The organism is Deltaproteobacteria bacterium (assembly GCA_016208165.1).
In the GTDB taxonomy this organism is placed as follows: domain Bacteria; phylum Desulfobacterota; class Desulfarculia; order JACQYL01; family JACQYL01; genus JACQYL01.
The window spans coordinates 1-11,003 of record JACQYL010000059.1 but is presented as its reverse complement, the minus strand read 5'-3'; the positions used below and the strand labels follow the sequence as shown (position 1 = coordinate 11,003).

At 51.8% G+C, this 11,003-nt stretch carries 10 protein-coding genes; 7 read left to right on the top strand and 3 right to left on the bottom strand.

Features of this window, described 5'->3' with window-relative positions:
- The 4 genes from HY788_13270 to HY788_13255 all read left to right on the top strand — a co-directional run.
- On the top strand, positions 1–384 hold a 384-nt coding region (locus HY788_13270), incomplete at its 5' end, for a rhodanese-like domain-containing protein (protein MBI4775122.1).
- Complete coding sequence (locus tag HY788_13265) at positions 378–887, top strand: DoxX family membrane protein (protein MBI4775121.1); 510 nt, start codon at positions 378–380, stop codon at positions 885–887. The genes HY788_13270 and HY788_13265, both read left to right, overlap by 7 nt.
- A gap of 11 nt (positions 888–898) precedes the next feature.
- Positions 899–1,237: a hypothetical protein gene (locus HY788_13260; protein MBI4775120.1), complete on the top strand. Its 339-nt coding sequence runs from the start codon at positions 899–901 to the stop codon at positions 1,235–1,237.
- Positions 1,238–1,608: 371 nt separating this feature from the next.
- Positions 1,609–2,547 carry a hypothetical protein gene (locus tag HY788_13255; protein MBI4775119.1) on the top strand — a complete coding sequence of 313 codons (939 nt, stop codon included), beginning with the start codon at positions 1,609–1,611 and terminating at the stop codon, positions 2,545–2,547.
- Positions 2,548–2,997: 450 nt separating this feature from the next.
- Here the strand turns inward: HY788_13255 and HY788_13250 are convergent, their stop codons facing one another.
- Entirely contained in the window at positions 2,998–4,599 is a 1,602-nt protein-coding gene (locus tag HY788_13250) for a hypothetical protein (protein MBI4775118.1), read from the bottom strand.
- A 43-nt stretch (positions 4,600–4,642) separates the two neighbouring features.
- Positions 4,643–5,680: a cache domain-containing protein gene (locus HY788_13245; protein MBI4775117.1), complete on the bottom strand. Its 1,038-nt coding sequence runs from the start codon at positions 5,678–5,680 to the stop codon at positions 4,643–4,645.
- A gap of 865 nt (positions 5,681–6,545) precedes the next feature.
- Between HY788_13245 and HY788_13240 the strand changes: the two genes are divergently transcribed.
- Both HY788_13240 and HY788_13235 read left to right on the top strand, forming a co-directional pair.
- A complete protein-coding gene (locus HY788_13240) occupies positions 6,546–7,094 on the top strand; it encodes a transposase (GenBank protein MBI4775116.1) in 549 nt (182 codons plus the stop codon).
- A gap of 2,648 nt (positions 7,095–9,742) precedes the next feature.
- Positions 9,743–10,288 (top strand): SEC-C domain-containing protein, encoded by a 546-nt coding sequence (locus HY788_13235; protein MBI4775115.1) that lies wholly within the window; start codon positions 9,743–9,745, stop codon positions 10,286–10,288.
- Between the two features lie 3 nt (positions 10,289–10,291).
- On the opposite strand, the gene HY788_13230 is transcribed toward HY788_13235, so the two are convergent.
- A complete protein-coding gene (locus HY788_13230; GenBank protein MBI4775114.1) occupies positions 10,292–10,525 on the bottom strand; it encodes a transposase in 234 nt (77 codons plus the stop codon).
- 61 nt (positions 10,526–10,586) lie between these two features.
- Here HY788_13230 and HY788_13225 point away from each other — a divergent pair, with 61 nt between their 5' ends.
- Positions 10,587–10,784 (top strand): hypothetical protein, encoded by a 198-nt coding sequence (locus HY788_13225; GenBank protein MBI4775113.1) that lies wholly within the window; start codon positions 10,587–10,589, stop codon positions 10,782–10,784.
- Positions 10,785–11,003 lie beyond the last annotated feature (219 nt).

The following is an 11,003-nucleotide window of genomic DNA, read 5'->3' as shown; positions in this document are numbered from 1 at the left end:
AACCTGTCCAATCCCAGCGGCCTTACGCTGACTCCGGAATCCTGGTCCGGTGAGGCGCTGTCCCGGATATCGCCGGAGGAGGCTCATGCCTTGTGGGATACGGGGGAGGCGGTCTTCGTGGATGCCCGTCCGGAGTACTTTTTCGAGGAAGAACACATCGAAAAGGCCCTGAACATTCCCATGACCATCTTCGATATTGCGTACATGATGGGGTTGAGTCAGGTGGATCCCGAGAAGCCGATCGTGGTGTACGGGAGCACCGTCAGTCGTCTGTACGACGACTCGGTCGCCCGGCAGTTGATCCTGCGGGGCCATACGAACGTAAAACTACTGAAGGGCGGGCTGTCCGCCTGGAAGAAAAACGGTTTCGCGGTGACATCGTGAACAGAGTCCGTGCATTCATACTTTCTTGCGTATCCAGCGAATACCTCGCACTGGTTCTGCGGATGTACATCGGAATCGTATTCGTGTACGCGAGCATGAGCAAGATTCCCTATCCGGCGGGGTTCGCTGAAAATCTGGCGGCGTATCGCCTGTTTCCCTATTGGTCCGTCAATGTTCTCGCCGTGGTGCTTCCCTGGCTCGAACTGATCGTAGGGCTTTTTCTTATTATCGGTCTCAGAATCCGGGCGGCGGCGTTCATTACGGGGGCCATGCTCGCGGGGTTCGCGGTCGCCATCACGATCAACATTTTTCGGGGGGCCAAAATCAGTTGCGGCTGTTTTGACGTGGTGGGGTCCGACATTGGCTGGTGGGAAGTCTTTCGGGATCTGTCCTGGCTGGCTATGGTCGTACAAGTGTACTTTTTCGACCGCTTCGATTTGCTCCGCATGGGAGGAACGATCTTCCGGAGAAAATCGGAAGACTCGGCTCCCGCCATAAGTTAAGGAAGGCAGAGATGAACCTACGAACTTCGAATCGGTCGATGCTGCTGTTGATATGCTTCGTATGCGCTTTTGCCCTTTCATGTGATTCCCACGAGAGATTGGCGGGTACGTACGAGGCTCGGGTACCGGAGTCTTCCACCCAAGACGGAGCATACTTCGAGCTGAAAGAAGGCGGCGCCGGGTTGTGGGTGTCCGGCGACCAGGAAGTTGAATTCAAATGGGAAGCAAGGAACGCTGAGCTGAGGCTGAATACTCGAGGCGGCGGAGTTCTGGTCGGCCGGATCAAGGGAGATCTCATCGAGATCAAGTTGCCCGGCGCCAAGGTAATGGTGTTCAAGAAGAAGGGATAAATGGGGTTCCCGGCGAGCCCGACCATCCGCCGGTCGCCCATCCGCTTACGCCGAATCCTTCCTCGGGATCGGGCTTCGCGCCCGCTCATCCGCTGTTTCCATCGATGCCAATGCCTACGGCCGATATCCTTCGCGGTTTTCGTTTCCCACATTTCCTGTTACGTTGCCGTAAGTGAAAAACGCCGGCTTAATACCCGGTCGATCAAACTAGTATTGCAGCGAACGAGCATCAGGAACAACATACCCTCACTCGAAACGGGGTCGTCGGAAATGCCGGAGCGGCCGCTTCAGCAGAGCGTACCGGAGGTTGTGGAAAACTTGTCGGATGAAAACCTTTCAGGGAGAAGTTGCTCCTCCTGACGGAAGCCTTTATGGGTCGAGGCGTTTCCGCTGACCGGCTCACACTGTTTATCAGCGCCGTTGGAGACGCCGTTCTGGCTAAGTTCGTCGAACTGGGCGTACACGAGCTGGGGCCTCCGCCGGCGAAGTTCTGCTTCATGGTGATGGGGAGCGCCAGCAGGAGCGAGCAGACACTCGAGTCCGACCAGGACAACGCCATCATCGTCGAGGACGTCCCGGACGAGCAGGCCGACGAGGCCCTGGGCTATTTTCTGAATCTGGGGGAAAAAGTCTGTGGATGGCTGGATCGGGCGGGCTATGAGTATTGCAGAGGCGGTTTCATGGCGCAATCGCCCCAATGGCGCCGGCCTCTTTCCGATTGGAAGACCTACTTTTCGGACTGGATTTTCTCCTTCGAACCCGAACTGCAGGTGCGGTTCGGCACGTTCTTCGATTTCAGATGCGCCTACGGAGAGAAATCCCTGACGAAGGAACTACGCTCGCATGTGTTTCAGCTTTTGGAGAGGTCTCTCGGATTCTTTCGTCATCTCTCCGAGATCGCCACGCGATACACGATCCCCCTCGGTTTTTTCGGGAACGTCCTCGTGGAATCCAAGGGTGGTCATCGGGGGGAGCTGAACGTCAAAACGGCCATGGAGCCGCTGATTTTCATGATCCGGTTCTACGCGTTCAAACACGGCATGGAAGCGATACGCACCGCTGAGAGACTCAACCTCCTTGTGGAGCGCGGCCTGTTCAGTGAAACGAAACGGGACGGACTGCTGCAAGCTTACAACTTCCTGACGCGCGCCCGGATCGAGAGGGAAATCCGAACCCTTCGGGAGCAAGGGGAAGGCTCGAGTCTTCACATCCGTCCGAAGGAACTGAGTCGCCGGGACTATGAGTCGCTCAAAGCCTCGTTGTCGGCCATCAAGAGGCTTCAAAAGGACCTGCGGGCAGAGGAATTGTAAAAACACGATGGTACTTGTTCACAGGGTCATAAGAAGCCTTTGTTTGTGAGGGGGAACCATGTTGGCCGTCATAAACAGAGAGGCGTTTCCTGGCCGTGTCACTCGTCGCTATAGGGATCGATCATGATGGATGGGTGGCCCGGACAACTTGTTGTCCGGGTCCGAGGACAGGAGGTGACTGTACGTCTTAAATCGTAAGGCTGCGTGATGCTATACGCCGGGTGGGACCTCTTGTTGCTTCGCAACGCGGACAACAAGTTGTCCGCGCTACCCCGCCAAGTTACCGCTAAATGACACGGTTAGAGGCGGATTCCATAGGGTCTGTCCGGGTCCCCGTGAAAGGATATAAACGGTGCGCGCGGCGTTTGGAGTCCGCGCGGCCATGGTCAAAACATTTGAAGGGAGTCTGAGTCCCGCCTCCGGCGGGATTTCTAAAGTTTCCCTCGGAGACTAGTATCTTATGCGCGAGTAATAGGTGTCGCGGGAGGCTTTGATCGCCTGTCCCAGAGTCTTGATGCCTTTTTCATCCAGCAGGCGGATCAACCGGATTAAGATCCTGCCCGTCGTGAGGGCGTCGCCCAACGCACTGTGGCGCTCGACCGGATCCACTCCCAACCGCGAGCCGAGCGCTTCGAGACTGTGCGCTTCCTGATTGGGATGCACCACCGCGGAAAGCATCATGGTGTCCAAAATCGGGTTGTTGAATCGGATCCCGGTGGCCTCCTCCTTCATTTGAAGGAATCGCATGTCAAATCCCACATTGTGTCCCACGAGCACCGAGTCTTCCACGAACTTCTGAAACAGCGGCAACACCCGGTCTATGGTGGGGCAACCCTTCAGCATTTCGGGCCGGATGCCGTGTATGTTCATGGCTTCCGTTCGGATGATCCTCCGGGGATCGATGAGTCGATGAAACACATCGTCCTGCAGTAAACGGGCGTTGATAATCCTGACGGCTCCGATGGAAATGATCTCGTCTCCATCCCAGGGATATAGCCCTGTCGTTTCCGTGTCGAACACCGTGTAGGCCAGTTCGGCGAGAGGGCGATCGCCATTGACCGTGTGATTTTCGGCCTGGGCGAACAGGTCGAAATCATAAAACCCGGCGCTAGGGTTTCCTCGGGAATGCGATTCGCTCCCGAGGCCGGGCACGGCGGACAAAGGGCCGGATATCGGCAGATGGAGATCGGGCGGCCCGGAATTCGCGGGCCTGCGGTCCATGTCTTCCTGACCGTGGATCTCTCCTGAGCCTGACTCCGAAGAAGCTTCGTTCAAAATGAGGACATAGCCGATTCTTTTTCGTTGCGAATCCCAGGCCGGGGCCACTTTGACGATCAACCGGCGTCCCTTTGGGCTTTCTGAAGCGAATGAACGGACCGGGTTCGTTTTCTCGAGGGACGGGCTGCTATCCAGAGTGTCGATGGCGGATATCAGCCGGTTCGAGTCCACCAGGTCAAAGATCGAGCGACCCAAGCCGACCGGGCTTTCGGCCATACTCGAGGCCGGCTCGGTTAGGTTGACGGGGGACAGCAACTCCCTGGCGCGTTCGTTGTAAAACGTAATCCTGCCCCCGTTGTTGCTCAGCAACACGCCGTCCGTCAGTTGGGCGAGGATGGCCTCGAGGACGCTCTTCTCTTCCTCGAGCCGGAATTTTCCCCGATGAACGATGCTCCTGATCCTGCGCTGAACTTCTTCAAACCGGTCCGCGCCCTGATTGATCGCGGCCGCCAGGCGCCGGATGTCCTTGGCCCCTTTGAGCGCAACTCGGTGGGAAGGGTTCACCGTGGTGATCAAATGGGTCTCTTCGGTCAATCGTCTCAGGGGTATCAGGTAGTAATGAAGCAGGGCCCCCAGGGCGAACGCCAAAGCGCAGAGGCTCAACGAGCCGATGATGAGGATTTGAGCGAAGCGGTTGATGAAAAGATGCTCGAAAAGGGCCTTTTCCGTCGGGCTCAGCGCATGCCAGAACAGCACCAGCCATACGGCGGTGAACACGGAAACAAGGATGGACAGCAGAGCCAGGGGGAAAAAGTATTTATTCTTCAAACGCATTCGGTTTTCCACAAACGCCGCACCGCGGAAAGGCCGGTATGCATCAGCCGCGCCGCGAAGCGGAGGTGCGGTTGAGCAGTAGCAGCACGATCAATAAACCCACGCCTATGATGGCGGACACACTCAGAACGGCTACGATCCCGACCACCCAGGTCAGCTTGTTGATCGCCTCGAAGGCTTCGGCCACATCCATCTCCGCGATCAACGCCCAGGTTACGTCCCACAAGTGGATTGGAGCATACGCGGACAGGACCGGATTGCCGTTGTAATCCGTAATGATTTTTTCGCCTGAGCGCCCGGCCAGGGCCTCCCGGCCGGCCTCGGTATCCACTTTTCCGGTCTCGGGATGGGCGAAGGAAGCTTTCAGCGAGCGATGGACGGGGTCCAGAAACGAGTCCGAGCGCATGAGCTTATCCTCGCCCACCAGATACGTTTCTCCCGTCCTGCCCATGCCGACGCGCTCCTGCATGATGTTGTTGATGGCCTCGATGGAAAGCTGGAGCGCAACGATCAACTCGCTATTCCCATCGAACGTCACCGGCTGAGCGATGAAGGCGGCGGGTTCGCCTCCGCTGGGAGCATACGGCTCAAAATCAGCCATCCCGAATCGGCCGGTTTCCATGACCTTCCGGACGAGTCGACCCAGGCCGGAGCCTGCATATTCGCCCTCGATCATGTTGGACCCCAGATCGGGCTCCCGGGCCACGGAATATACCACTTCGCCGCGGGGATGAATCAGCAGCAGGTCGTAGTAGGCATGCTCTTTTACAAATTGGGCGAGGAAATCCTCGATTCGGCGCCTTTTGGAAGCCTCGATCGACGAGAATCTCCGGAAGTCTTCTTCCCGGAGTTGCTCGACGAAATGGACCAGCGTGGCCATGTCGTTTTTCTTGTTTTCGAAAAAACGGACAATCTGTGCCTTTTTGATCTCCCGCAATCCCTCGAGCTGATCGAACACTTGCCTGGAAAGCGCCCCGGTGGATTTGGTGAGCGAAGCGATGCCGATCACCACAAAAGGAACCACCCCCAGGACCAGAACAGCCACCGCCAGTTTGACGCCTAACCTCATGTTCTTGAACATGCGAGGTTCCTCTATTTGTTCAGAAGGTATCCGGGGAAACCTTTTGGAAAAGGGTTCCCCGGACCCTTTCCAAAACTTTTTGAGCGGGTCGGGCCGCTCCCGTGTCCGGGCCGAAGTCAGGGGTTATCCGGAAACTGATGACGTGCCTGCGCAAGAGGCTTCCCCCGACAACCGGCGGCTTGTTTCGGCCTTGTGAATGTCGCCGGTTCCTTTCTCGACGCCGGGTTTGACCCGCAATTTCGTGCGTTGTTGCGAGAACTCCCACCATTTATGAAAAACGTCGGAGCATTTGGAGCTTTGCTTAAAATCTTGTGGATACGGATAGCAAACATACCTCGTTTTTGTGCTGTTTGAAAGGCGTGTTTTTGTGAACACGGCGGGAGCGGGTGAAAAGAAGGGAGACCTGGAGGGGCGATTCCCTGCAAGGAGCGTTACCTGTTCTCAGAGCAATAAGAAGCTTTGCATTTTTTCACGGGGTATCGGGAGAGATCTTTTGGAATCCGCAAAGAAGGACCAAAACGTTCAGGTTTTGGCAAGATATGGCGAACGTTGGGGGAGGGTCGCGACTATACCAGATGTGGCGTCTTTTCTGAATTTCACAACGCGAACACAGCCGCGAGTCTCGACGATTTCCGGAATGGCTGCCCTGCTCAATTTTTGAGCAATGTAGGGCCGGCGATTGCCCAATTTCTGCGCAGCATCCAGGTATCGACCTAAGCCAGAAATCGAAGAATCCAAGTAAAATAAACTTGTTATTGCATTTGGCACGAAAACTGCTATTTTTTAGCAGAGATACGAAGCCTTCCCCCTTCAGCGTAACCAGCCTGTAGGGGCGGTTCGCGAACCGCCCTCGCAATGGAAATTGATGCGACATAACCGCCGATCCATCCGATTGCACGGATACGATTATTCTCGAGCCGGGGTGTATTTCGTGACCATTTGCGCCTGGAACCGGGAATGTCTGTTCGGGGACGCCATGGACGGAAGAACGATATTGAACGATTTCGGCCAAAAGGTTGCAGAATCGTGGGAATGGCTGGCGATACGACACGGTTATGCGGAATTGGATGAATGGGTCATCATGCCCAATCGTTTGCACGGGATTATCGTTATTACCGACGTCTTTAAGGGCGGTTCCCGAACCGCCCCTACGAAAAACCGCAAACCCATCGGTCGGTTGGTCGGCGCCTTCAAAACGGTATCCACCAAACGCATCAACCATCTGCGCGACACTCCCGGCGTCAGAATATGGCAGCGCAATTATTACGAACACATCATCCGCGACGACGAGGAATTGAACCGCATCAGGGAATACATCGCCAATAACCCTGCGCAATGGGAAACGGATCGGGAAAATCCGAACGTCGTTGTAGGGGCTGCTTTTAAAAAGGAATTCATTGGCAGTTCATATTAGAATGGCCGAAACGATGGGTATGACCCCCAAGGAAGTGACGGCATTCGGTAAATCGCCGCAAACGATCAAAGATCGGGCGCGCTCCTTTGCTCTTGGGCGCATCGAGACCTTGAGGTGACCGCCACCGACATTGACGGAAGACGAAAGATCACTCAACCGGCGGCAAGTCGCTTGCCCAAACGGGCTGAAGCGATTGAAAAAGAATATGGATTTGGTTTGGTTGGAGGACAAAGGTATAAAAGCATGCACGTCCCCAAGAGTCACACAAATCAAAGACTTGCGGAAGAATGCTTTACCGAAATGAAGGACCAATACGTTCAGGTTTGGCAAGGAAGGTGAACTTTTCTGGGCGTCCGGGGCTATACCATATGTTGTGTATGGGCCAAGTCCCCGTGGCGTCGACATACTGGCGCCTGCGAGCGATTTTCGGGATCACCGCACTGCGCAATTCCTGGGCCATCTTCAAGTAGCGACCTCGGCCTGAGATCGAAGAATCCCTGTAAAACAAATCAGTTATTGCATTTGACAGAAAAGCTGCTTATGATTTGTAATGCAAAACACGGATATCTTCCCGCAGTTGGCAAGAGCAAGATGGAATCAAAAACCATAGAAACTCACATAAGATGACCACAAAGAGCATAATCTGACTTCAGACCACTTAAGGTTAGTAGTAAGCTCAAAGCCTGACGGATGGATTGAGAGAAATGGGGAAGAAAAGCCGATCAAAAAATAAGAAACGGAAAATAAGGAAAGCAGTAGAGCCCGATGAGCACTATTCTTACGGTCCGTTTGAGATCGCACGTTTTGGCAAACTAAATGTATTCCGAAGTAACCTAACGCCAGAAGAGTTGACCGAAGTGCAAGCCAAACTGGTCAATCGCTTTCCGATAGTTTGCCGAGAGATAGATGCCAAAATTTCAGCCATCGTCAAAAAAATTATCAAATTTGATCCGACGCTCCTGCTCCAGCGGGCCTATTGGGATATGGCTGTAAATCATCTTAATAAGCAGAGCGAAGTCGATGTAGACCACAACGCTGCTGTATCATTAAGAATGCTAGATTATGTTCAAAGTATAATTGCCTCCGCTTCTCCTAATAAAGGCAACATCGAAGACTTAACAGAAGCAGAATACACCCATCTAAGAAACTCAGTAAGTGATCTATTTGATCAGTTAAACATGGAATATCAAATGTGCCTTACTGCGTTTAAGCGTTCACGGTCATCTAATATAGATGAAGAATTTGAAGAATATCATTACAGGGCACAGCTCTATTGGTGCAACGTTCGTGGAAACCGATATTTATTCCATCAAAGAAGTCACCTACAGGATCTTCTCTCACCTCACTCAGATGTCTTGATTGAATTGTTTGGGATTACCTCTGAACAGATCATCGATGATGTTTTGAAAATTCAGCACGCGCTAACGAGAGGCCTATTCGAGGCTCTCGCTGAATGCCAAGAGTTTCAACGCGTAAGTATCGATGCTTTAGAGTCGAAAGCTTCTACCGCAGAAAAATTAGCCGAAGCTTCTCTTCCCGATTTGATGTCCAACGTGATAAAGGAAAATCGTTGGGAAAAGTGGAAGGATAGGATATTCGGAAGTTTATTGGGGTTAGATCTTTTTGACATTGAAAAAGTCACAAACCTTCCCAGTAAATTGCTCGATGAGCTTTCATGGACGCAAGGTCAGGATGTAGAGTTTCTCTCGGAAGGCAATTTCAAAGGGTGGCCACTACGTATATGGCCTATTTTTAAACGGCCCTTCATCAAGCTAGACGGACGTTACTATTGTTTTGAGTTGTACAGTTTATTAGACAATCTTTATCGAGTTTTGCAGAAGACAATTTGTCGTATCAAACCAGATTATCGCGAGGAATGGAACGAAAAACAAAAGCAGGTCTCGGAACAACTGCCTTTTAAGTATCTAAAGACCTTACTACCAAGCGCACAGGCTTATCAGTCTGTCTATTATAAATGGTATACCAGCTCCGAAAGAAAGAAAGAATGGTGCGAAACAGACGGACTCATGCTTTACGATGATTGTCTATTTGTAATTGAAGTGAAAGCAGGGGCCTTTACATATACTTCTCCTGCCTTAGACTTTCCTTCATATATTGATTCCATAAAGAACTTGGTTCTTAAGCCTGTGGAGCAAGGCAGTAGGTTCTTTAAATATTTAGAAAGTCAAGAAGAAGTCGATATTTTTGATAGTTCGCATAATAAAATTTGCAGCATTTCAAGCAAAGAATTCGAGCATAAACAAATATGTGCAGTTACACTTGATCCATTTACAGAGATAGCAGCGCAAATTCAACACTTAAGGACAATCGGGATTGATGTTGGCGAACATGCTGTTTGGTCGATATCAATTGATGACCTTCGGACTTATTCCGAAATCTTTGACAACCCACTCGTATTTTTGCATTTTGTCGAGCATAGAATGGGCGCGTTTAAATCTATCTTGATTCAGACAGATGATGAACTTGATCACTTGGGTTTGTATTTGAAGCATAATGTGTACACTCAATACGTCGATGAGTTAGATTCCGATGCACGTATCGTATGGCATGGCTATCGCTCAGACATAGATAGGTTTTTTGCTCAGAAGTTACATGATTCAAACACATTATGCACACTTAAACAAGGTATGCCAACCCGTCTCCGAGAAATAATATATTTCCTAAATGCTACCAATCTTAAGGGCCGACGCAAAGTCGCCAGTATGTTGCTAAATTATGGGCAGGATTGGCGAGATATTATTACATCTGAAATTGACAATTCTTTATCTGCACAACGACTAACTGGCAAGCCTAAACCGTTTTCCACATATGGAGAAACAAGAATTACTCTATTTAGTTGGCAGGAGGGGATTCTGAATCGTGATTTGGCGCTTGCTTTGGAACATACAAAAGCAGCAATGCTTGTAACCAATGATTCTGATCGCTTGCTTCTGGAAGTTTTTTTCGAAAACACAGGGGCAATGAAAGGCATCGATTTCAAATTCTTATCGCTAGAGTCATTAGGAGAATATGAACTGAGGAAATTGAGGCCCGTGGCTGAGACTCTCAGAAAGAATAGAATCGAAAAAGTGAAAAAGGATGGTGGAAAGATTGGTCGCAATGCTCCTTGTCCTTGTGGAAGCGGCAAGAAGTATAAAAAATGTTGCTTGATAAGCGTAAGTCAACCGCACTAGTACTTAGTTGCATAAGTCCTTATATTTCTTTTTGAGACCGACGGAATGGACGGAGCGCTTCCGCCATTCGAAAGGCGCGGCGTCCCGGTTATAAACGGCGATGAAGCGGTCAATGGCGTTGCGTACGTCTTGAGGAGAGGTGAAGTTGGCTCCCTTTATGGCCTGACGACTCAGAATGCTGAACCAGATTTCTACCTGATTGAGCCAAGAGGCGTGCGTTGGCGTAAAGTGAGGCAAAAGGGGGACGGGGTTGAATTTGCGCGTTTCCTTGTTTCATAGTCCATGATACAGAAACCTCATGCCGCGAAAAGCACGCATTGATGCGCCGGGAGGGTTGCATCACATCATCTTCCGAGGGATCGAACGGCGTTACATTTTTCGTGACGATGCCGACGGAATCCGGTTTGTCGAACGACTGGCGAAACTGCTGGGTGAAACCGCAACGCTCTGTTATGCGTGGGCTATGATCCACCAACCGAGGGAGAGAGAAACATGAGCCTGGGGTGATCGGCGGTCTGCCGAGCTTTCGGCGGGTACAGACAGATTGCTTGGGATAATGGACTGTCCGTTGAAGAATAGAAATGCACAAAATCAAACCCGTGCCCCTTTCCTACACTGCGTCGATTCTAGAACATGACCTGACTAGGAAGGGATTGGTACGTAGGGGCGGTTCGTCCTTCGACGGGGCTCAGGATCCGTGACGAACCGCCCCTAC

Excerpts from the sequence above, each read along its gene's own strand:
- HY788_13260 (MBI4775120.1), top strand. The coding sequence starts at position 899 with ATGAACCTACGAACTTCGAATCGGTCGATGCTGCTGTTGATATGCTTC.
- HY788_13255 (MBI4775119.1), top strand. The coding sequence starts at position 1,609 with ATGGGTCGAGGCGTTTCCGCTGACCGGCTCACACTGTTTATCAGCGCC.
- HY788_13250 (MBI4775118.1), bottom strand. The coding sequence starts at position 4,599 with ATGCGTTTGAAGAATAAATACTTTTTCCCCCTGGCTCTGCTGTCCATC.
- HY788_13245 (MBI4775117.1), bottom strand. The coding sequence starts at position 5,680 with ATGTTCAAGAACATGAGGTTAGGCGTCAAACTGGCGGTGGCTGTTCTG.
- HY788_13240 (MBI4775116.1), top strand. The coding sequence starts at position 6,546 with ATGCGACATAACCGCCGATCCATCCGATTGCACGGATACGATTATTCT.
- HY788_13235 (MBI4775115.1), top strand. The coding sequence starts at position 9,743 with ATGCCAACCCGTCTCCGAGAAATAATATATTTCCTAAATGCTACCAAT.
- HY788_13225 (MBI4775113.1), top strand. The coding sequence starts at position 10,587 with ATGCCGCGAAAAGCACGCATTGATGCGCCGGGAGGGTTGCATCACATC.